The 20,587-nt window shown below is 73.3% G+C and carries 16 protein-coding genes and 1 riboswitch; of the genes, 8 read left to right on the top strand and 8 right to left on the bottom strand.

What is annotated here, in order from left to right; translation table 11 throughout:
- Positions 1 to 25 precede the first annotated feature (25 nt).
- On the top strand, positions 26 to 385 hold the full coding sequence (locus tag ABZ172_RS02790) for a hypothetical protein (RefSeq protein WP_356879460.1): 360 nt from the start codon (positions 26 to 28) through the stop codon (positions 383 to 385).
- Positions 386 to 549: 164 nt separating this feature from the next.
- Here the strand turns inward: ABZ172_RS02790 and trxA are convergent, their stop codons facing one another.
- Entirely contained in the window at positions 550 to 939 is a 390-nt protein-coding gene (trxA, locus tag ABZ172_RS02785) for a thioredoxin (RefSeq protein WP_356879458.1), read from the bottom strand.
- Positions 940 to 1,054: 115 nt separating this feature from the next.
- On the opposite strand from trxA, the gene ABZ172_RS02780 reads away from it, so the two are divergent.
- Entirely contained in the window at positions 1,055 to 2,500 is a 1,446-nt protein-coding gene (locus ABZ172_RS02780) for an NAD(P)/FAD-dependent oxidoreductase (protein WP_356879456.1), read from the top strand.
- A 296-nt stretch (positions 2,501 to 2,796) separates the two neighbouring features.
- On the opposite strand, the gene ABZ172_RS02775 is transcribed toward ABZ172_RS02780, so the two are convergent.
- On the bottom strand, positions 2,797 to 3,975 hold the full coding sequence (locus ABZ172_RS02775; protein ID WP_356879454.1) for a cytochrome P450: 1,179 nt from the start codon (positions 3,973 to 3,975) through the stop codon (positions 2,797 to 2,799).
- A gap of 181 nt (positions 3,976 to 4,156) precedes the next feature.
- A complete protein-coding gene (locus tag ABZ172_RS02770; RefSeq protein WP_356879452.1) occupies positions 4,157 to 4,945 on the bottom strand; it encodes a class I SAM-dependent methyltransferase in 789 nt (262 codons plus the stop codon).
- Positions 4,946 to 5,136: 191 nt separating this feature from the next.
- Positions 5,137 to 5,257: riboswitch (cobalamin riboswitch) on the top strand.
- A gap of 138 nt (positions 5,258 to 5,395) precedes the next feature.
- Here ABZ172_RS02770 and ABZ172_RS02765 point away from each other — a divergent pair.
- Genes ABZ172_RS02765 through ABZ172_RS02755 form a run of 3 tightly spaced genes read left to right on the top strand, consistent with a single transcriptional unit; the run spans position 5,396 to position 10,376 of the window.
- Entirely contained in the window at positions 5,396 to 6,925 is a 1,530-nt protein-coding gene (locus tag ABZ172_RS02765) for an ABC transporter substrate-binding protein (protein ID WP_356879450.1), read from the top strand.
- A 14-nt stretch (positions 6,926 to 6,939) separates the two neighbouring features.
- Complete coding sequence (locus ABZ172_RS02760; RefSeq protein WP_356879448.1) at positions 6,940 to 7,971, top strand: ABC transporter permease; 1,032 nt, start codon at positions 6,940 to 6,942, stop codon at positions 7,969 to 7,971.
- Positions 7,968 to 10,376, top strand: coding sequence for an ATP-binding cassette domain-containing protein (locus tag ABZ172_RS02755; RefSeq protein ID WP_356879446.1), 2,409 nt, complete (start codon positions 7,968 to 7,970; stop codon positions 10,374 to 10,376). The genes ABZ172_RS02760 and ABZ172_RS02755 overlap by 4 nt, the downstream gene beginning before the upstream one ends.
- A 66-nt stretch (positions 10,377 to 10,442) precedes the next feature.
- Here ABZ172_RS02755 and ABZ172_RS02750 read toward each other — a convergent pair whose 3' ends face one another.
- The 3 genes from ABZ172_RS02750 to ABZ172_RS02740 all read right to left on the bottom strand — a co-directional run bounded on the left by ABZ172_RS02750 (position 10,443) and on the right by ABZ172_RS02740 (position 13,832).
- Positions 10,443 to 10,889: a hypothetical protein gene (locus ABZ172_RS02750; RefSeq protein ID WP_356879444.1), complete on the bottom strand. Its 447-nt coding sequence runs from the start codon at positions 10,887 to 10,889 to the stop codon at positions 10,443 to 10,445.
- Positions 10,890 to 11,124: 235 nt separating this feature from the next.
- Positions 11,125 to 12,543 carry an endo-1,4-beta-xylanase gene (locus ABZ172_RS02745; protein ID WP_356879442.1) on the bottom strand — a complete coding sequence of 473 codons (1,419 nt, stop codon included), beginning with the start codon at positions 12,541 to 12,543 and terminating at the stop codon, positions 11,125 to 11,127.
- 380 nt (positions 12,544 to 12,923) lie between these two features.
- Positions 12,924 to 13,832, bottom strand: a complete 909-nt coding sequence (locus tag ABZ172_RS02740; protein ID WP_356879440.1) for a LysR family transcriptional regulator — start codon at positions 13,830 to 13,832, stop codon at positions 12,924 to 12,926.
- Positions 13,833 to 13,970: 138 nt separating this feature from the next.
- Here ABZ172_RS02740 and ABZ172_RS02735 point away from each other — a divergent pair, with 138 nt between their 5' ends.
- The 3 genes from ABZ172_RS02735 to ABZ172_RS02725 all read left to right on the top strand — a co-directional run bounded on the left by ABZ172_RS02735 (position 13,971) and on the right by ABZ172_RS02725 (position 16,841).
- Positions 13,971 to 14,789 carry an inositol monophosphatase family protein gene (locus tag ABZ172_RS02735; RefSeq protein WP_356879438.1) on the top strand — a complete coding sequence of 273 codons (819 nt, stop codon included), beginning with the start codon at positions 13,971 to 13,973 and terminating at the stop codon, positions 14,787 to 14,789.
- A 41-nt stretch (positions 14,790 to 14,830) separates the two neighbouring features.
- Positions 14,831 to 15,427, top strand: a complete 597-nt coding sequence (locus tag ABZ172_RS02730; protein WP_356879436.1) for an NAD(P)-binding domain-containing protein — start codon at positions 14,831 to 14,833, stop codon at positions 15,425 to 15,427.
- Between the two features lie 214 nt (positions 15,428 to 15,641).
- Positions 15,642 to 16,841 carry a PP2C family protein-serine/threonine phosphatase gene (locus tag ABZ172_RS02725; protein ID WP_356879434.1) on the top strand — a complete coding sequence of 400 codons (1,200 nt, stop codon included), beginning with the start codon at positions 15,642 to 15,644 and terminating at the stop codon, positions 16,839 to 16,841.
- 89 nt (positions 16,842 to 16,930) lie between these two features.
- On the opposite strand, the gene ABZ172_RS02720 is transcribed toward ABZ172_RS02725, so the two are convergent.
- The gene (locus ABZ172_RS02720; protein ID WP_356879432.1) at positions 16,931 to 18,283 is read right to left on the bottom strand and encodes a hypothetical protein; all 1,353 of its coding nucleotides are present in this window, start codon (positions 18,281 to 18,283) and stop codon (positions 16,931 to 16,933) included.
- A 180-nt stretch (positions 18,284 to 18,463) separates the two neighbouring features.
- The gene (locus tag ABZ172_RS02715; protein WP_356879430.1) at positions 18,464 to 20,479 is read right to left on the bottom strand and encodes a GxGYxYP domain-containing protein; all 2,016 of its coding nucleotides are present in this window, start codon (positions 20,477 to 20,479) and stop codon (positions 18,464 to 18,466) included.
- Positions 20,480 to 20,587 lie beyond the last annotated feature (108 nt).

Below are 20,587 nucleotides of genomic sequence, written 5' to 3'. Positions count from 1 at the left end.
CGCCCGGATGTCTAGCGTCGTCGGCATGAGCCATCCGCAGAGCTACGAGATCCTGCTGCTCCCGGAACCGGAGGAGCCCGACGACGGACCGCCCGACCCCGGCACCGCCCTCCGCTCCGCCGTCGTGGCGGCCACCGGGGCGACCGGGTCGTCGGGATACCCGCGCTACGAGGGCGGAGGCATGGAGGCCGACATCGACCCCGCCACGCACACCGTGGAGGCACTCCTCGTGGACGGCTCCGAGATCGACTACGGGCTCACGGTCCGCCTCGCGGAACGCGTCCGCGGGACGGGCGGAGCCGAGGAGCCCGAGGACGGCGACGGACCGCCGGAGCGGCCGGAAGGGGGCGGCGCCACCGTCGCCGGCGGGCCCGGGAGCCGCTGAGCATTCGGGGCCCCGCCGCTGTACGAGTCCCGGCCCCGTGCCAGGACGGCACCGTCCCGGCGCCGCACGCGGGCCCTGGCCTCCTGTGGCGCGGTGCCCCGGCATGACGAAGGCCCGGCCGATCCGGCCGGGCCCTCCTCACGTCTGCCGCGCTCGTGCAGGGACTACTGCGGCTCCTGCGGCGCCTGCTGGGCCTGCTTCTGCTCCTCGACGGACTTGCGCACCTCGTCCATGTCCAGGTTGCGCGCCTGGCCGATGACGTCCTCCAGCGCCGACTCCGGGAGCGCGCCGGGCTGGGAGAACACCGCCACGTTGTCACGGACGATCATCAGCGTGGGGATCGACCGGATCTCGAAGGCCGCCGCCAGCTCCTGCTGCGCCTCCGTGTCGACCTTGGCGAAGACCAGGTCCGGGTGCCGCTCCGACGCCGAGTCGTAGACCGGGGCGAACTGCCGGCACGGACCGCACCAGGAAGCCCAGAAGTCGATCAGCAGGAATTCGTTGTCGCTCACGACCTGATCGAAGTTTTCCTTGGTGAGCTCTACGGTGCTCATACTCTCTTACCTCTTCCTGGGACCGGTCGGACCTGTCCGGGACAACGGTGACGTCTCTTGCGGTATTCCGCCTGCCCATGTGGCCGCCGCGCACACCCCCGAGGACACTGTTGCCATGACAGATGCTGAGGGTGTGCGGAACAGTGAGTACGACGTCGTGGTCATCGGGGCCGGCCCGGTGGGGGAGAACGTCGCGGACCGTGCCAGGGCCGCCGGGCTCAGTACGGCGGTGATCGAGTCCGAACTCATCGGCGGCGAGTGCTCGTACTGGGCGTGCATGCCCAGCAAGGCGCTGCTGCGCCCGGTCGTGGCACGGGCCGACGCGCGCCGCGTCCCCGGGCTGAGCGGCGCGGTGCAGGGGCCGCTCGACGCCGACGCCGTGTTCGCCCACCGGGACTACGAGACCTCCCACTGGAAGGACGACGGCCAGGTCGGCTGGCTGGAGAGCATCGGCGCGGACATCTACCGCGGGCAGGGGCGGCTGACCGGGGTGCGGCAGGTGTCCGTGACGGGCCCCGACGGCACGCGGCACCGGCTCACGGCGCGGCACGCCGTCGCCGTCTGCACCGGCAGCCGTGCCGTGGTCCCGGACCTCCCCGGCATCGCGGACGTCCGGCCCTGGACCAGCCGGGAGGCGACCAGCGCCAAGGAGGTCCCCGGCCGGCTCGTCGTCGTCGGCGGGGGAGTGGTGGGCGTGGAGATGGCCACCGTGTGGCAGGGGCTCGGCTCCGAGGTGACGATGCTGATCCGGGGCGGGCGGCTCCTGCCCAAGATGGAACCCTTCGCCGGTGAGCTCGTCGCCGAGGCACTGACCGAGGCCGGCGCGCGCATCCTGACCGGGGTCTCGGCGACCGCGGTCAGCAGGGCCGGTCACGACGGGCCGGTCACCGTCGAACTGGACAACGGGGAACGGCTGGAGACCGACGAGATCCTCTTCGCCACCGGCCGGGCCCCGCGCACCGACGACCTCGGCCTCGACACGGTCGGGCACGAACCCGGGTCCTGGCTCGGCGTCGACGACAGCTGCCGCGTCGAGGGCAGCGACTGGCTGTACGCCGTCGGCGACGTCAACCACCGCGCCCTCCTGACCCATCAGGGCAAGTACCAGGCCCGCATCGCGGGAGCCGCGATCGCGGCCCGCGCCCAGGAGACCCCGCTGCTGGAGACGGACCCGTGGGGCGCGCACGCGGCGACCGCCGACCACGCGGCCGTCCCCCAGGTCGTCTTCACCGACCCCGAGGCGGCCTCGGTCGGCCTCACCCTGGCCGAGGCGGAAGCGGCGGGCCACCGGGTCCGCGCCGTCGACCACGACCTGGCCGCGGTAGCCGGTTCCGGACTGTACGCCCAGGGCTACCGGGGCCGCGCCAGGATGGTCGTCGACCTCGACCGCGAGATCCTGCTCGGCGTCACCTTCGTGGGGCCCGGCATCGGGGAACTGCTCCACTCGGCCACGATCGCCGTCGCCGGGGAGGTCCCCCTCGAACGCCTCTGGCACGCGGTCCCGGCCTACCCGACGATCAGTGAGATCTGGCTGAGGCTGCTGGAGGCCTACCGCGGCTGAGCACCGACGGCGAAGGGCCGGGACCGTCCCCTGGGCCCCCGGCGGCCGGCCGGTCCGGGGCCGCCGGGATCGGGCCGGCCGGTCCGGTCCCGCGCTGCGGGGAGCGGCGCGGTCACCGGGGCCGAGCGGACCGGTGGCCGGCGCGGCGGCGGGCGCGCGCCCGGTGTCCGTCACCCCGGGCAGCCCCGGCGTGGTCGCCACCCGGCGGGGACGGAGGCGGCGGTCACCGGTCCGCCGGGTGAGCGCCGCCCCCGACCGGCCCACGGGCTCCGGTCGACCGCTCGACCGGACGGCCCTCATACGAGGACGGGAAGCGCCGCGAGTCCGCGGACGAGCCGGGTGTGCCGCCGCTCCAGCCCCTCGGGCGGTGCCGCGAGGCGGATCCCGGGGAACCGGGTCAGGACCGCTCGCAGGGCGATCTCCGCCTCGGCCCGGGCGAGAGGAGCGCCCACACAGCGGTGGATGCCGTGGCCGAAGCTGAGATGAGCGGCGGCGTCCCGGTCCAGGTCGAGCACGTCAGGAGAGGGGAACCGCTCCGGATCGCGGTTGGCGGCTCCCAGCGCGACCAGCACGGGGACGCCGGCCGGGATCTCGGTGGCACCGAGTGTGACGGCCTCCGTGGTGAACCGGAAGGTGGCCGTGCTGACGGGGGAGTCGAAGCGCAGCAACTCGTCCAGCGCGGCGGGGACCTCGTCCGCGTTCCTCCGGAGGCGGTCCAGCTGTGCCGGCTGCCGGAGCAGCGCCAGGAGGGCGTTACCGAGGAGGCCGGTGGTGGTCTCGTGCCCGGCCACGAACAGCAGCACCGCGAAAGAGACGAGTTCTTCCTCGCTCAGACGATCGTCTCCGTCCCGGGCCGCGACGAGCCGGTCGAGCAGAGAGTGACCGGGGGACAGGCGCTTGGCGGCGATGAGACGCGTCATGTGGCCGGCCAGCGCATGCGAGGCCGCGTCGGCGAGGCCGGGCCTCCCCGACGCGAACAACTCGCCGGACCAGCGCCGGACATCGGAGCGGTGGTCCTCCGGCACTCCGAGCAGCTCACAGATCACGAGGACCGGCAGGGGAACCGCGAGGGCGTCCATGAAGTCCAACCGCTCACCGACGGGCCACCGGTCCAGCAGCTCCCCGGTGACCCGGGCGATGAAGGGACGGAGCTCCGTGACGGCTCCGGTCGTGAACGCCGCGGTCACCAGCCTGCGCAGCCGAGTGTGCCGGGGCGGATCGGCGGCCAGCATGGTGTGCGCCACCGCGGGATGCAGCCGACGCGGTGACTCCTTGCCGCTGAAGAACACCCCGGTGTCCTTCGAGAGCCCGGGGTGGGCGAGGGCTTCCCGGGCTTCCGCGTAGCCGGTGACCAGGTAGCCGGTACGCCCACCGGAGCCTGTGGCCACGGACTGCACCGGACAGGCGGACCGCATGGCCGCGTACGTCGGATACGGGTCCTGGAGGAAGCGGGGATCCTGCGTCGGGTCGGTCATGCTCCCAGGCTCCGGTCCGTCCGTGTCGGGCGTCGTCTCCGACACGCCCGACACGGACGACGCAGGCACGAGTGACCGGGAGAGGCCGCTCCGTGGCCGACTGCAAGCCCTCCGCAGGGCCGTCTCCGGCCTCGGCGGGGCGGCCCGTCCTCGTCGCTCCCTCCCTGTGCGGGACGGCTGTTCAGCGCAGCGCCGCCACCAGCGCGTCGCCCGCCGAGCACCAGATCTGCCGTGCCTCGGTGAAGCCCTGTTCCCGCAGAGTGGTGAGGTGCCAGTCGGTGGCCGTGGGGCGGTCGCGCTCCACCGGCGAGGGCCGGCGCTCGCGCGGGTCGCCCAGCAGGGCGAAGCGGCGCGACGCATGCGCGGCGAGAGTGGGGTCGTCGGCCACCCGGCTCCACCAGTCGGCCCAGTCGAGGGCGCCCTCGCTCCGCTGCCGTTCCTGCCGCCGGGTCAGCAGGGTGCCCAGAGCGGCGTTGAGGCGTGGCGCCGACGCGTCGTCCATGTGGTCCGCGTTGAGGAACACGCCGCCGTCCCGCAGGAGTCCGGCGAGAGTGCCGTAGAGGCGGCGCAGGGGTTCGGTGTCCAGCCAGTGCAGGGCGGTGGCGGTCACCACGGCGTCGAACGACCCGTGGGGGAGGCGTGCGGTCCAGTCGGGGTCGGTGAGATCGGCCTCGGCGAAGGCGACGCGCTCGTCACCGGCGAAGTGCCCGCGGGCGATGGCCAGCAGAGCCGGGTCGATGTCGACGCACACGGTGCGCGCTCCCGGGAGTGCGCGCAACACCCGGTCGGAGATGCTGCCGGTGCCGCAGGCGAGGTCGAGAACGAGCGGGGTGCGGCCCGCGACCGCCTCGACGGCGTCGGTCATGACGCGGAACCGCTCCTCCCGGTCCGGCATGTACCACTCCTGCTGTCGATCCCAACTCGTCTGCCAGTGCTGCCAGTCGGTCGTGCCCGAGGCGCTGGTGGTCATGGGGGAGGGGTTCCTTTCGCCGAATCCGGACGGGGCTGGTTCGCGGGTCTCCTTCGGACGATCGCCCAGAACCATGGGCTACGCATCGAACAAGTAGGTGCAAGGTATGCGCAAGAGGGCCGAGTGTGCAGTTGGCCACCCGGGCGGCACCGCCGTCGGGCATAATGCGCGGCGTACACAGGAGCGACGGGAACCAGGAAGCCGGTGCGAGTCCGGCGCGGTCCCGCCACTGTGACCGGGGAGCGAACCCCACACGCCACGGCCGTCCGGCCGGAAGGCGGGGTGAGTGCCGATCCGGCAGCCAGGAGACTGGCCCGTCGCTCTCACCGACCGTCCGGGGCGTGGACTCCCCAGGAGGAGGCTCGTCATGTACGTCGCGGACCGGCGTACGGCCGGCGCGCCGACCGGCCCTGGGCCACGTCCGGCGACCAGGGGAAGGTCCCGCACACCATGACATCCTCCTTCGCGCGCCGCCGTCTGCTCACCGCGGCGGGCGGCCTCGGCGCCGGCGCCGTCCTCGCGGGCTGCTCCTCCGGCGGCGGTGACGGACCGTCGGACACCCGCCGGCTGCGGGCCGCCTTCAGCGCGGGCGGATCGCAGGAGACCCTCGACCCGCACCGGGCCCCGCTCTTCGTCGACCAGGCCCGTGCCAAGGCGCTGTACGACAGCGTGCTGACGTACACGGATGACATGTCCGTGCAGGCCCGGCTCGCCGAGAGCTGGGAGAGCGACCGGTCCGGCAGCCGGTGGACCGTGCGGCTCCGCTCCGACGCCCGCTTCCACGACGGCGGTCGGGTCACCGCGGCGGACGTCCTGTGGAACTACCGCCGCATCGCCGACCCCGCCACCGGCGCCGCCGCCCAGCAGCTCTTCTCCGGCGTCGACTTCGGGGCGAGCGCGGCGAAGGGACGCGACCTCACCCTGGTCCTCCGGGAACCCGACTTCGAGTTCCCCGCGGCCCTCGGAGCCCCCGGCACCGAGATAGTCCCGAAGGGCACCGAGGACTTCGGCGCCCCCGTCGGCTCCGGCCCCTTCCGGTACCGCTCGTTCGAGCCGGGCGGCAACGCCCTGTTCAGCGCCTGGGCCGACCACTGGGACGGCGGCCCGCGGATCGAGGAACTGGAGTTCGTGCCCGTCAACGACGAACGGGCCCGGCTCAACGCCCTGTTGTCCGGCCAGGTGCACTACGCCCACGATCTCACCGCGGCCTCCGCGAGCCGGGTGGCCGGCCGTGACGGGCTCGCCGTGCTGCGCAGCAGGCTCAGCACGATGCAGGCGATCCTGCTGCGGCTGTCCCGCGCCCCGTTCGACGACGCCCGGCTTGTGCAGGCGTTCACGCTCGGGCTCGACCGGGACCGCCTCGTCGAGGTCGCTCTCTCCGGACACGGCACCCCGGGCAGCGACCTCTTCGGGATGGGGCTGCGCGCCTACCCCGACGGCCTGCCCGCCCGGGAACGCGATGTCGACCGGGCCCGGTCCCTGGTCGAGGCGGCGGGGGCGGGCGGGCTCGCCGTCGCGCTGGAGACCAGCGACGCCGACCCCACCTGGAGCAACGCCTCCACCCTCATCGCCGACCAGCTGAACGACATCGGCCTGAAGGTCGCCCCGCACGTGCGTTCGGCCGCCACCTACTTCGGTGAGGTGAAGACCAAGGGCGTCGCCCTCCACAGCCGCACAGCCACCTTGCCCATCGTCACCCACCTGCGGTCCCGGCTGCGTGGCGGAGCCGCCAACAACCTCACGGGATACGAGGACGCCGCCTTCGACCGCCTGCTCGCCCAGGCCACCGCCACCCGTGACGAGAAGACACGCCTCGAACTCCTGGACCGCGCCCAGCGCCGCGCCCGGGACCGCGACGGCCAGCTCGTATGGGCCTTCAGCGACTGGAACATCGGCCACCGCGACACCGTCACCGGCCTCCGGGCCGCTCCGCCCAACTCCTGCGACTGGGCCCGGTTCGACCGGGTCCGGCTGAGCTGACGGGCCCCTCGCAGGTGACTCCGCACGAAGACCGGTGGCGAGGGAAGCCGGTCGTCGACCCGCCCTCGCGGCCCGCGCCGACGCGGCGGCTCCCGGGGACCGCCCGGTACGCGCTGATCAGGATCGCGACGGCACTGCTCCAGACGGCCTTCGTCCTGGTCGCGGTGTTCACGCTGACCTCACTGCTGCCGGGGGACAGCGTGGACGCCGTCCTCGGGGAGCAGGGGACCCCCGAACAGCAGCGCCTGGCCCGTGCCGACCTCGGGCTGGACGAACCCGTCGGGACCCGCTTCGTGCACTGGGTCACCGACGTGGGCCGGGCGGACCTGGGGACGTCCTCGGTCACCGGCCTGCCCGTCACCGACGAGATCGCCGGCCGGTTCGCCGCGACCGCGGTCCTGGCGGGCGCGGCGCTGGCGATCCTCGTCCCCCTCGCGCTCGCGCTGGGCGTCCTGACGGGGCTGCGGGAGGGCTCCGTCGGCGACCGCGTGCTCAACGCCTCGGCCCTCGCGCTGCACGCCGTACCGGAGTTCGTCCTCGGCCTGCTGCTGACCGCCTGGCTCAGTGTGGGCCTCGGACTGCTCCCCGCCACCTCCGCAGGGCTGCGCGGCGCCGAGATCCTCACCGACCCCGCCGCCCTCGTCCTGCCGGTGGGGGTGCTCATCGCGCGTCAACTGTGCGATCTCGCGCGGCAGATACGCATCGGCGTGGCCGCGCAGGTGGCGGGCCCGGCCGTCCGGCACCTGCGTCTGCTCGGCCTCCCCGAGCGCACCGTCGTCCTGCGACACGTCCTGCCCGGCTGTCTCGCTCCCGCCGTGCAGCAACTGGCGCGCTGCGTCGACGGACTTCTCGGCGGCACCGTCATCGTCGAATCGCTGTTCGCCGTCGGCGGCCTCGGCACTGGATTCGTCGAGTCCGTGCAGGACCGCGACATTCCGGCCGTCCAGGGGTACGCCCTGCTCTTCGCCGTGACCGCGCTGACCGTCAGTCTTCTCGCCGACCTGGCCGTGGCCCGGCTGACACCCCAGCGGGAGGGACGCGCGTGACCCACCCCTCGTCCGGCACCGGCAGCCGCTCCCGCCTCTTCGACGGCATCCGCCGGAGCGTTCCCGTCCTGCTGCTCGGACTGCCTGTGGCACTCGCCCTCGGCGGGCCGTACGTCGCCGGCTCCACCCGGCCCGACTCCGCCGCGCTGCTGCCCCCCGGCGGAGAACACCTCCTGGGCACCGACGTCCTGGGCCGTGACGTCCTCGCACTCGTGCTCAGCGGCGGACGGTCCGTGCTGATCATGACCTCGGCCGCACTCCTGACCGCCGGTGTGCTCGGGCTGCTGCTCGGCCTGTTCGCCGCCGGCAGCCGCCGCGCCGCCGACGAGACGGTCATGCGGGGCCTGGACGTGCTGCTCGCCTTCCCCGCGCTGCTGCTGGTGATGACGCTGGCCGCGTCCGGGCACCAGGACGCCACCACCCTGGTGCTCGCCGCCGCCGCCGTGCAGATCCCGCCCGTCACCCGGTTGGTGCGCACCACGGCCCTGGCACCCGGATGCCGCACGGCGGTGGAGGCGATGCGGATGCAGGGCGCGCCGTGGCACCGCATCCAGGGCCGCTACGTGCTGCGGCGGGTGACTGAACCGCTCGTCACCGACGCGGGGAACCGGGGCGCCACGATTCTCGCCCTGCTCGCCTCGGCCAACTTCCTCGGCCTCGGCCTGCCCACCGACGCCCCCGACTGGGCCGTCCTCATCGAGCGCAACGCCGACGCGCTTCTCCTCCAGCCCTCCGCGGTCCTGGCCCCGGCCCTGCTGCTCACCTCCCTCGCCGTCGGCGGCAACCTCGTCGCGGACCGCCTGCTGGGCAGAGCCCGCCGTACCACGGCCCCGCCCGGCGAGCCGCCGGCCGTACCGCCGCGCGGGCCCGTCGGCCCGGAGTGCGAGCCGTTCAGCCGGAGCACCCCGCCCACGCTGCTGACCTGTCGCGGACTCACGGCCCGGACCCCGGCCGGCGACACCCTCCTGGACGGGGTCGACCTGGACCTGCGACCGGGGCGCGTCCTCGCCGTCGTGGGCCCGTCGGGAAGCGGCAAGACCACACTCGGCCTGGCCGCCCTCGCCCTCGGCGGGCCCGGCGTCGTCCTCACCGGCACGGTCCTCCTGGAGGGCGCCGACCTCCTCGCCCTGCCGCCACGTGCCCTGCGGGCCGCCCGGGCCGGGACCGCCGCCCACCTGCCTCAGGACCCCGCCTCCGTGCTCGATCCGGCCCGACGCGTCGGCGCGGTCCTGCGGGAACTCGCGGCGCTGAACCACCGACGTGCCGTGCCGGCCGGTCGTACCGGGCGAGGCCACCGCCGGGCCGCTCTCGCGCAGGACGTCCGGTGGGCGCTGCGCGCGGCCGGGCTCCCCGAGGACGGACCGCTCCCGCGCCGCCACCCCCACCGCCTCTCCGGCGGGCAGCAGCAGCGCATGGCCCTGGCCACCGCGCTCGTCACCCGCCCCCGCCTGCTCGTGCTCGACGAACCCACCAGTGGCCTCGACGAGGAGACCACCGCCGTCCTCACCCGCCGCCTGCGGGACCTGGTCCGCGGTGGGACGGCCCTGCTGCTCATCACCCACGACGCACGCCTGGCCGCCGGACTCGCCGACGAGACGGTCGTACTGGAACGTGGCCGCGTCGTCCGCCGCGAGACGCCCGGACCGCTCCCGGCCCCCGACACCGCGGAGCCCCCGCCCGTACCGCCCCCGTCGTGCCGGGCCGACGGCGTCCCGGGCGCGGTGCGGACAGAGGGGCTGACCGTCGCCGGAGAGGATCCGGGCCGTCCCAGGCTGGCCGCCACCGGCCTCACCTTCGTGCCCGGCAGCCGCACCCTCGTCACCGGAACGTCGGGCGCGGGCAAGACCACCCTGGCCCGCGCCCTCGCCGGCCTCGGCCCGGCCGTCTCCGGCCGGATCGAGCACGACGGCAGAGTGCTGCCGCCGGCCGTGGAGCGCCGGGACCGCCGTGCGTTGCGCGCCGTCCAGTACGTGCACCAGGACGCGCGGGCCTCGTTCGACGAGTACCGCCCGGTCATGGGTCAGCTCACCCTGACCGCCCGGTTGTTGCGCGGCCTGTCGCCCGACCGGGCGCTCAGGGAAGCGGCCGGGCTCGTCGGCCGGCTGGGTCTGGACCCGGACGACCTGGCCCGCCGCCCCCCGGCACTCTCGGGAGGCCAGCTGCAGCGTGCCGCGCTCGCCCGTGCGCTGATGGCGCGTCCTGCTCTGCTGGTCTGCGACGAGCCGACGTCGGCCCTCGACCCGGCCGCCGCCGGTGCGACGGTCCGTCTCCTGGTGGAGCAGGGCGAACGGCACGGGACGGCCGTCCTCGTCGTCACCCATGACATCGCGCTCTTCGCCCCGGTGGCCCACCGGCGGCTCCGGGTGACCGACGGACGGGTCGAGGAGTGCGGAACGCCCCGCTGAGCGGGTGCGGACCTCGCGGAGCACGGGGCCGCTCCGAACACCACCCCAGCTGCCTCGGTTCCGGGGTCAGTACGGAGACCGGAGGACCCGGTCCGGTTCCCGTGCGGCCTGCTCGACGAACTCGACGAAGGAGATGTTGTCGATGAACCGCTGCAGGTGCACCTCCTGGACCGCTGCGGGCTCCAGCCGGAACGTGTCCTCACCCGGCACCCGGTCCTCGGTGTCGAGGTCGACCGCCAGCAGGGCGAAATACGGGTGGCGGAGGGCGGTGGAGTCGACGAGGAAGACGGTCCGGTCCGCTGCGCGCGCCGCCGCCCGCACCTCCTCCACCGTCGCACCGGACCAGTCCGGATCGTCGACGATGCGCACCACGGCCTCGTGCTCGTCGTCCTCGCCCCACGGCTGCCGCAGCTCCTTCACCACGGCCCGCCAGATGGGTTCGTCCCCGTAGCCGGTCCGTATCACCAGGGCGGCGTCCAGTTCGAGGTCGCCGACGATCGGTCGTTCCTTCACCCCTGTCCTCCTTTCCGATCGAGGTGAGCAGCAGGGCACCGTCCGGCCGCCCCCACGCGTGACAGTGCCGCGCGGGTGCTCCGACAACGTCCGGGCGGGCGGCTGAGATCCCGAGACGTGCGTCGTCGCCTGTTCTCCGGTTGTGCCCGTGCCCCAGGATCCGTCGGACCTCGCCCCTGCCCGGGTGGCGGCGTTTCCGGATCACCTCGCCGCTGACGTGCGGCGTGTTGTCCTCTCAGGCACGGGCCCAGCGTTGGTTGCTGCCGTTCGAGCAGGAGTAGAGCTGGATCGGAGTGCCGTTGGAGGTACCGGCTGCGGCGGCGTCGAGGCAGAGGCCGGACTGGACCCCGACGATGGATCCGTCGGAGTTGAGGCGCCATTTCTGGTTGTCACCGCCCCAGCAGCTGTAGGTCTGTACTTTGGCGCCGTTGCCGGTGCCGGCGGCGTCCAGGCATGTGTCGCCGAAGATCCTGAGTTCGCCCGTGCCGGTGTAGGTCCACTGCTGGTTGGTGCCGTTGTGGCAGTCCCACAGCTGGATCTGGGCGCCGTCGGCGCTGCCGGTGCCGGGCACGTCGAGGCAGCGGCCCGAACCGACGCCCCTGACCGGTCCGGAATCCGAAGGGGGCGTGGTCGAGCCCCCGTTGAGTGCGTTGAGGACGGCGGTGTAGGCGGCCTTCTTGCTGCCGTCGCCGTTGAAGAGCAGCGGTGTGTCCTGCGCTCGCCAGGAGTCGGTGTCGCGCACACCCCAGACGGTGATGCCGAGGCAGCGCGGGACGGCCAGACAGTCGTTGGTCACCTGGCCGTAGGTGGTGGCCGGGGCGCCCTGGACGTCGAGCTCGGTGATGGCCACGTCGACGCCGAGTGCGGCGAAACTCTGGAGCGTGGTGCGGAAGTTGCTGTTGTAGGGGCTTCCGCTGTTGAAGTGGGACTGGAATCCGACACAGTCGATCGGTACGCCGCGCTGCTTGAAGTCGCGGACCATGGAGTACATGGCCTGGGTCTTCGCCCAGGTCCAGTTCTCTACGTTGTAGTCGTTGTAGCAGAGCTTGGCCGCCGGATCGGCGGCGCGTGCGGTGCGGAACGCGACCTCGATCCAGTCATTGCCGGTGCGCTGCAGGTTGGAGTCCCGTCGGGCTCCCGAGCCCCCGTCGGCGAAGGCCTCGTTCACGACGTCCCACTGGGCGATCTTCCCCTTGTAGTGGCCCATGACGCCGTTGATGTGATCGGTCATCGCCTGGCGCAGCGCGCTGCCGCTGAGGTTCTGCATCCAGCCGGGCTGCTGGGAGTGCCAGGCCAGGGTGTGGCCGCGCACCTGCTTGCCGTTCTGCACGGCCCAGTTGTGGACGCGGTCGGCGGCGCTGAAGTTGAACTGGCCGCGTTGCGGTTCGGTGGCGTCGATCTTCATTTCGTTCTCGGCCGTCACCGAGTCGAACTCACGGCTCGCGACCGTCGTGTAGGTGGAGTCGCCCAGCTTTCCGGAGGCGATGGCGGCGCCGAAGTAGCGGCCGCTCTGTGCCGCTGCTGCTCCGAGCGTGTTCTCGGCGGCGTGTGCGGCCGGTGCGGCGCCGATACCGACGGCGCCGACGACCATCGCCAGCAGGAGGGTGCGGATCCGTTGGCGGACATCGGGTCTCCCATGGGTGTGCGAGCGCATGGCTGTGCCTCCAGAGCAGAGATCGCGGACGTACGGGGATGAAGTCGCCTTGCCGTGCGAGGGCGGAGAGCGGGGCGCACCAGGTCCACGGCTCGGCCCGCCTCCCGCGGCACGGAGAACCAGGAGAGGCCGGTGCCGGTCCCAGGTGCGGAACGGAGTGGTGCAGGGCGGTGTACGAGTGCGGAGCTGCGGTGCGTGGAGCAGGCGCGCAGTGCGGAACTCTCCGCGCCGATGGGGTTCGGCATGCCGAGCGGTGAGCGGTCCCTCAGACAGAAAGGATCGATGCTTGACGATGCATCGTCAATATTTTCTGCGCGAAAATTTCTGTCGCGTTTCCGAAACTTTCGAAGCCGGGTCGATCCGCTGATCGACTGCGCCGGTTACGACGACGCCCCGCACCGGGTCAGCGCGCTCCGGGCCAGCCCGCGCAGCCAGGCATGTGCGTGGTCGGTGTCGTACCGCTGGTGCCACGACAGGTGGACCGGTGCCGAGGGCAGTTCCAGCGGGAGGGGGAGGACGGCCAGGCCGTGGTCGGCGTCCGCCGGCCGTGTGGTGACCTCGGGGACGCAGATCAGGAGGTCGGAGCCGCGCGCGAACTCCAGCGCGGCCGCCTCCGTGGGTACGGTCGCCACCACGCGGCGGGTGAGGCCGAGCCGGGCGAGGGCCTCGTCGACGGCGTTGCCGAGGTTCCCGCGCCGCGAGACGGTGACGTGCTCGGCGGCGGCGTACTGCTCTGCGGAGACGGTCCCGAGGCGGGTGAGGGGGTGCCCCTTCCGCAGGGCGATGACGAGGCGGGTCCCGCCCACGCTCTCGGTGCGGATGTCCGATGCGCCCGGCGGGCCGGCGTTCGCCTCCAGGTCCACTTCGCCGCGCCGCAGCTCGGGTGTGTCACTGCTCGATTCCGCGAGGAAGCGCAGTCGCACGCCCGGTGCCTCCGCGCGCACGGCCGAGAGCAGCGCGGGTCCGCTCAGGGCGACCAGGGAGTCGTGCCAGCGGAGGGTGAAGGTGCGCTCCAGTGTCGCCAGATCGAGTGCACGGCTCGGTGCCAGCACCCCCTGGACCTGGTGCAGCAGCTCGTGGACCTGTTCCCGGACGGCGACCGCGTACGGCGTCGGGGTCATCGTGCGGCCGGTGCGCACCAGGATCTGATCCCCGGTCGAGCGCCGGATCCGCCCCAGACTGCGGCTCATCGCCGGAGCGGTGACATGCAGGCGCGCGGCGGCCCCGTTCACGCTGCCCTCCTCCAGCAGGGCGTCGAACGCGGAGAGCAGATTCAGATCCAATTGCATGAGAGTAATCCTAGCCGTGCTTCACATGCATTTGATGTTAATCCAGGGCCTGGATACCTTCGGGACGAGCGCGCAGGACGGGACGCACCGCTCGTCCCGGACCGCCTCGAACACCCCTCCTCGCACCGGAGCACCGCCATGTCCGAAACACCACAGACCACCGAGCCCGCCCTCTCCGACGCCGAGCTGCTCAGCCGGACCGCGACCGCCGTGCGCGCAGCCGGTGCGGCGCTGCGTGAGCGCTTCGGCGAGGTGGTCCGCCACCGGACCCGCGACGAACTGATGCGCGCGCTCGCCGCCAACGACGACACCGTCCTCGACCTCCTGCGCCCCCGCCTCACGAGCCTGCGCCCGGGCGTCGGCTGGGTGGAGGACGAGCTGGACGGCGGGGCGCTGCCGCCCGGCGAATGGTGGGTGGTGGATCCGGCGGAGGGCAACGTCAACCACCTGCACGCCCTGCCGGAGTGGGCCGTGACCGCCACCCTCGTGCGGGAGAACCAGCCGGTGCTCACCGTGGTCCACCTGCCGTTGACCGGCGAGACCTGCACCGCGCTCAGCGGCGCGGGCGCCCACCTCGACGGCCGGCCGCTGTGCGTCTCCCGGACCACGGACCTCGGCCTGAGCATCGTCGCCACCAGTCAGGCCCGGCCGGACGAGCACGAGGACGTCGTGCGGCGGATCGGCTCCTCGATCACCGCGATGCTCCTCGACGCGCTCGTCGTCCGCACCTCCGTGCCCGCGACCCTGCACCTGCTGAACGTGGCCGCCGGCCGGATCGACGCCTTCTGGCAGTTCGCCGGCGCCCGCGCGGACCTGCTGCCCGGGGCGCTGCTCGTCACCGAGGCCGGCGGCCGGATCTCCGACGCCGGGGGCGGCCCCTGGACCCCGCGGAGCGGGAGCCTCGTGGCCGCCGCACCCGGCGTCCACGCCGCGGTCGTCGCCACGCTCTCACGCTGACCGCCCGTACCACCCCGCACACACGGAAGGACCACCCCGTCATGACCACGATCGCAGTGCTCGGAAACGGCCGCGTCGGCGGCAGCCTGGCCGCAGCCCTCACCCGCGCGGGACACGAGGTGACGGTGGCCGGCCGCGCGCCGGGCGCCGCCGCCGACGCCGCCCGGACCGCCCGGATCGTCATCAACGCCACCCCGGGAGCGGGTTCGCTGGACCGGCTCGCCGCCCTGCGCGGGGAGCTGCGGGACACGATCCTCGTCGACGTCTCCAACGCCACCGTCGACGGCCCCGACGGACTGCCCGCCGATCTGATCCACCCCGGTTCGAGCCTTGCCGAACAACTCCAGGAGGCGCTTCCCGAAACCCGTGTCGTCAAGACCCTCAACACCATGCTCCACCCGGTGATGACCGCCCCGGCCCTGCTGACCCGGGCACCCGACGCCTTCCTCTCCGGCGACGACGCGCAGGCCAAGCAGACGGTCAGGGAACTGCTGCTCGACCTCGGCTGGCACACGGAGTGGATCACCGACCTCGGCGGGATCCGCACCGCCCGCGCCACCGAGGCCGCGGTGCTGTTCGTGCCGCACGTGATCCGGTCCAGCGGCTTCGCCCCTTTCGCGCTCTCGATAGCCCGCTGATCCGTCGGGGAGACGCCGTGAGCGGCGCAGGCCCCGGAGGCCGTGCCACCGCCGGGTCCGGGCCCGGTCCACGCCCGTGCGGACCGGGCCCGCCCGCACCCGTTTTCCGGAGGATGCCCGGAGGCGGGCGGTACCCCACCGTGTGACTAATTCCTCGGTGAGGCGCATACCGACGCGTCGCAGGGAAGGAGCAACCCAACTAGGGGAGGTTGCTATGCGGGATCGGATCGGGCTCGCCGAAGTTCTGGCGGCTGCCGAAGAAGCGGCACCGGTGGACTCGCTCGACGTGGTCGCACGGAATCTCCGCGACCGCTTCGGCGCGAACGACGTGTCGTTCCTGTTCGTCGACACCGTCGGGCGGGGACTGGTACGGGTCAACGACACGGCCCGGACGTCACAGAGGCACCGCACGGAGCAGGTCACCCTGGCCGGCAGCGGCCTCTACGACAAGGTCCTGCGCTCCCAGGTACCGGTGCACGCGGGACAGGGGGAGAAGGGGCACCGGGTGCTCGCGCCGGTCACCAACCGCGGGGACGCCATCGGCGTGCTGGAGCTGTTCCTCCCCACCGTCACCGAGGAGGTGCTGGAGCAGGTCGAGGAGGTCGCGCACGCGCTGGCCTACATCATCGTCACCGACCGGCGCTTCACCGACCTCTACCACTCGGGCAACCGCACCACCCCGGTCAGCCTCGCGGCGGAGATCCAGCGCCAGCTGCTCCCCTCCGCCCCCTCCTGCGAGGCCCCGCAGTTCGCCCTGGCCGGCGCGCTGGTCCCGGCCTCGGACATCGCCGGGGACTCGTACGACTTCAGCCTCGACAACGACGCGCTGCACATGTCCGTCACCGACGCCATGGGGCACGACGTCGAGGCCTCCCTCATCGCGACTCTGGTGGTCAACGCCTCCCGTCGCGCGCGCCGGGGCGGAGCGGACCTCGGCGAGCAGGCCCGTCAGACGCACCAGGCCCTGCTGGAGCACGGACGGAAGACCTTCGCCACCGGCCAGCTGGTGCGCATCGCCCTGGACGGGAGCAGCGCCCAGCTGGTGAACGCCGGCCACCCCTGGCCGCTCCGGCTGCGCGACGGCGTGGTCCAGGAGATCCCCCTGGAGGTCAACCTGCCCTTCGGCGTCCCCCGGCAGGACGACCACCGGGTGCAGGACATCGACCTGCGCCCCGGCGACCGCCTGCTGTTCCACACCGACGGCATGCAGGAACGCGAGGCCGGCGCGGTCGACCTGCGCGGCCTCCTCCACGACAGCGCCGCCGAGCACCCGCGCGAGGTCGTGCGCACGCTGGTCACCGCCGTCACCGAGGCGTTCCAGGGCGAAGCGCCCCGGGACGACGCCACGGTGCTGTGCCTGGACTGGTACGGCCCCCGGGACACGTACCGTCGGCCGGGCGGCGCCGTCGCGTGACCCCTGCCGGGTACCCCACGACCGGTCCGGGGCTCCCCGGGCGTTCGGCCGTCCGGGGAGCCGGAGCTCGGGGCGGCCCCGCCGGGCGGTCAGCTCCCGCCGGGCGTGTCGTGCAGGAACTCCAGACGCTGCTGCGCCACCCTCAGATGCCGGTGATCGAGTGAGGGAAGCGCCCGCAGCAGGCTGATCAGCTCGGGGCCGCACTCCCGCGCCCTGGCCGCGTCCTTCAACTGGGTCCAGCAGTAGTGGGCGCTGCGGGCCGCCGCGAGGACTTCCGGGGCGTCCGGCGACTGGTGCACGAGCCTGGTCCGCCCGGCGCCGACCCAGAGCTGCGTGGCGAGCAGGAAGTTCCCGGACATCTTGGCGAGGTCGGCCCGGATCTCCACCCACTCCGTGGCCTTCGGCGAGTCGAACCCCTCGGTCTGGAGGATGTACTGCTCCCACATCTGCGCCATCTGGGCGGCCTCGGTGTGCCGGCCCGACTGTGCGAGTGCGTGGATGTGCGGGCGGGGGTCCCGCGCCCCGAAGGCCGGCTGCTCGGGCAGGGGCGCGGGCACCGAAGCGGCGACGGCCGGCGCGGCGACCGCGGTGCCCGCCCGGACCGCGGGGCCGGCCGCCGGGGCAGCGGCGGTGGGCGCCCCCACCACGGCGCCGGACGCAGGACGCCCACCCGCCCCGCCGCCGGACGGGGGAGCGGCCGGCCGCGGAACCGACGCCACCGCGGGACCCCGGGTGTCGGGCGCCGGGCTCGGGACGCCGTACCCCGGCGCCGTGATCTCGCGGACCCCCGGGAGGATCAACGCCCCCGGGGGCAGGGCGGCGGCGGCCACGGTCAGGGCGTGCAGCCGGGAGTTGGCCGGCCGCTCCGGAGCCCGGCGCAGCTGATCGATCCAGTGCCGGGTGTACGTGCTCACCCCCTCGTCCCCCGCGAAGCCGGGCGGGGTGACGACGCCGTACACCTCCGCGGCCGTCGAAGCGGGCAGCGTGCCGTACTCCTGGAGGAGGGGCCAGGTGGCCTTGTCCGCCGCGAGGTCGAAGACCACGGTGGTGAAACCCTGGGGGCGGGTCCGCAGTTCCGTGCCCAGCCACTCCCAGGGGAGCGCGGTGTAACGCGCCGTGGACGTAGTGGTCCTGGAGAGGGCGAGGTAGAGCTGCTGTCCCCGGCGGTCGGTGGTGAGGCGCCCGGAGAGGTAGACGAGGAGCGGGCCCGGCGTGGCGGCGGCCGTGCGCAGCCGTACCTGCAGGGCGTTCTGGTCGTGGATGCCGTCGAGATAGGTGGTGTCGCTCGGCACACCGCTGTCCAGCAGGGCGGACACGGGGACCATGGACAGCGCCGCGAGGTTCTTCGACGGGAGCACCTGGACCGTGCGGCGACGGGTCGCGCTGTCTCCCGCGATCAGGAGTACGTGTCCCCGTTGCTGGTGCTCCCCGTTGATCTGCATGGACAGCACGGTACCCATAGAGCGGCCTGCCGCTTCGGGCGCTCCGCCGGGCCGAGGGCTGAGGGACGGTCAAATGTCCGTATCGAGACGCTTTTCCGTCGTCCCTGCGCCCCGGGGGCCCGGCACTCCGGTGCCCTCGTCCGGTGCGGTCGGAAGCGGTCCGGGCCGACGCGACCGGGGTCAGGAGGGCCGGTGCTTCTCCGCCAGGGCCATCAGGTCGAAGAAGGTGTCGCCCCGCACCACCTCGAAGGGATCTCCGAGCAGGCCGGCAAGCTCCGCGATGTCACCGGGCGTCCAGCTCCAGGCGTTGACCGCGCCGGCGACGAACAGCGGAGCGGAGCCGTCCCAGCCCTCGATGTGCCGCAGCAGACCGTCCCGGTACGCCGCGGCCTTCCCCGGCGGGAAGAAGTTGCCGATCACCGGCAGCCCCGCCGGGCTCGCCCGCAGGTCGCCGGTCTCCCAGGACTGGATGACGCCGCGGACCGGGGTGTTCCTCCGGTAGGACCGGGCCACGCGCTCGTCGAAGGGGATCCACCCGTCGCCCGCCGCGGTGCGGGGGTTGTAGGCGTAGACGAGGTCCATGCCGGTCCTGCGCAGCAGGCGCCCGGTCAGCTCGGTGTAGGCGTCCAGGGCGTCCTCGGGCCAGGAGCCGGGGTAGGTGTAGCCGGCGCCGGAGGGACCCGCGATCAGCAGGTCGTTGTCGGTGGCGGTGCTCCGGTAGTACGCCAGCAGCGCCGGACCGATGTCCGCGAGCAGCGGGCTGACGGTCCAGTTGACGGGGACGAGCCCCCTCTTCGGATCGTCCCAGAGGTGGCGCATGCGGCGCTGGCAGTACTGGACGTTGTCGCCCTCGCCGACGGTCAGGGTCAGATAGACGCGGTTGCGGAGCGTCGTCCTCGGCCTCGGCGGGACCGTGCCGGAGAGCTCCGCAGGGACGCCCGCGTGCACGGTGCCGTTCATGTAGAAGTCCGCCGGCACCACCTCGACACCGTGCCGGGAGGCCCGGTCGACGCCGCCCCACTCTCCCGCCACGTCGTCGGAGAACCAGCCGGCGTAGGGAGTGGTCGGCTCGACCCGGGAGAAGACCTCGTCGAGGAGTTCTCCGGTGTCACCGGACGGGGGCAGCCAGAGCACCATGGCCCGGCTCGCGACGGTGTAGTCGCGGAAGTAGGGGAACGGCTCGACCCTGGTGGGCGCGGTGGTGGTGACGGATACGAGGAACTGGTTCCACAGGTCGACCTCGACCGAGAGCCGCCGTGTGCCGGCCTCCGGTGCGAAGCGGTAGACGAAGTACCCCGCGCCGTCGCAGAACCGGTTGCCCTCCGCCCCGAGGGAGGAACCGGAGCCGTCGAAGAGGTACGGCGCCTCGCCGGGCGTGCCGGGGGCGAAGGAGGCGAGCACCCGGCCGTCGTCGGTCCTCACCTCGACCGACCCGACCGACGAACCCCAGCCGTCGTCGCCGAGCGCGTCCTCGAAGCGCAGGTAGACACCGTCCCCACCGGCGAGTTCCGGGCTCAGGTCGAAGGTGCGCAGCCGCCGGTTCGACGCGTCGCGGATGCGCCGGGTCTCCCGGGTGATCTCGCGCCACCGCACGTCCTCGGTCCGCACGGTCCGGGTGGGCGGGAGTCCCGCCAGCAGGGTCGGGGTGCAGCGTGGGAACAGGTGGTCCAGCTGCCAGCGGTAGGTGGCGAGCACGTCGTCCCGGTCGAACCGGCCCCGCAGATCGGCGACGGTGTCCAGCCGGTGCGCGCGTGCCTGCTCCGCCGTCGCGACGACGGCGTCCTCCAGTCCGGCGAGCGTGGTCGCCACGTTCACCGAGTCCGGGACGGCGGGGTCGTGCAGGACCGCGCCCCGGATCTCGCCGCGGTGGCGGGCGACGAGGTCGAGTGCGTTGCCGTGGCGCGTGACCGCGGCGCCGGTCCCGGGCAGCCACTTGAGATCGACCTCACCGGCGTCGAAGTTGAAGTAGAGCCGTGGACGGCGCCGGTTGACCACCCCCTGAAGCGTGGTCAGCAGCAGCTGGTCGGCCCCGTCCAGCCGGCTGACGTCGGCCACGTCCAGGTGCGTGGGCCGGCCGAACGACGGCAGCAGCCGCGCCGCGGGGGCCGCCCCGGCCCCGTCCGGCAGGGAGATTCCCAGCCCGCCGGCCGCGAGGGCCGCTCCGCCTGCGTGCAGAAGGGTTCTCCGGGACACCATCGGCGATCACTGCTCCTTGGGAGAGGCGTCGTGACATCGTTGTCGAACCATCGGAGAACGTAACGGCAGGAGCGGCGTGTTGTCCATGGTGCGGGCAGCAGACCCCGG

It is taken from the genome of Streptomyces sp. NPDC006296 (assembly GCF_040613235.1).
GTDB lineage: Bacteria > Actinomycetota > Actinomycetes > Streptomycetales > Streptomycetaceae > Streptomyces.
The sequence above is the reverse complement of the archived record's forward strand: the minus strand, read 5'-3'. Positions and strand labels throughout refer to the sequence as shown.

What these genes read in the sequence shown, in the direction of transcription:
- ABZ172_RS02770 (WP_356879452.1), bottom strand. Translation starts at nt 4,945, where the DNA reads ATGACCACCAGCGCCTCGGGCACGACCGACTGGCAGCACTGGCAGACG.
- ABZ172_RS02765 (WP_356879450.1), top strand. Translation starts at nt 5,396, where the DNA reads ATGACATCCTCCTTCGCGCGCCGCCGTCTGCTCACCGCGGCGGGCGGC.
- ABZ172_RS02790 (WP_356879460.1), top strand. Translation starts at nt 26, where the DNA reads ATGAGCCATCCGCAGAGCTACGAGATCCTGCTGCTCCCGGAACCGGAG.
- ABZ172_RS02775 (WP_356879454.1), bottom strand. Translation starts at nt 3,975, where the DNA reads ATGACCGACCCGACGCAGGATCCCCGCTTCCTCCAGGACCCGTATCCG.
- trxA (WP_356879458.1), bottom strand. Translation starts at nt 939, where the DNA reads ATGAGCACCGTAGAGCTCACCAAGGAAAACTTCGATCAGGTCGTGAGC.
- ABZ172_RS02740 (WP_356879440.1), bottom strand. Translation starts at nt 13,832, where the DNA reads ATGCAATTGGATCTGAATCTGCTCTCCGCGTTCGACGCCCTGCTGGAG.
- ABZ172_RS02735 (WP_356879438.1), top strand. Translation starts at nt 13,971, where the DNA reads ATGTCCGAAACACCACAGACCACCGAGCCCGCCCTCTCCGACGCCGAG.
- ABZ172_RS02730 (WP_356879436.1), top strand. Translation starts at nt 14,831, where the DNA reads ATGACCACGATCGCAGTGCTCGGAAACGGCCGCGTCGGCGGCAGCCTG.
- ABZ172_RS02725 (WP_356879434.1), top strand. Translation starts at nt 15,642, where the DNA reads ATGCGGGATCGGATCGGGCTCGCCGAAGTTCTGGCGGCTGCCGAAGAA.
- ABZ172_RS02780 (WP_356879456.1), top strand. Translation starts at nt 1,055, where the DNA reads ATGACAGATGCTGAGGGTGTGCGGAACAGTGAGTACGACGTCGTGGTC.
- ABZ172_RS02715 (WP_356879430.1), bottom strand. Translation starts at nt 20,479, where the DNA reads ATGGTGTCCCGGAGAACCCTTCTGCACGCAGGCGGAGCGGCCCTCGCG.
- ABZ172_RS02720 (WP_356879432.1), bottom strand. Translation starts at nt 18,283, where the DNA reads ATGCAGATCAACGGGGAGCACCAGCAACGGGGACACGTACTCCTGATC.
- ABZ172_RS02745 (WP_356879442.1), bottom strand. Translation starts at nt 12,543, where the DNA reads ATGCGCTCGCACACCCATGGGAGACCCGATGTCCGCCAACGGATCCGC.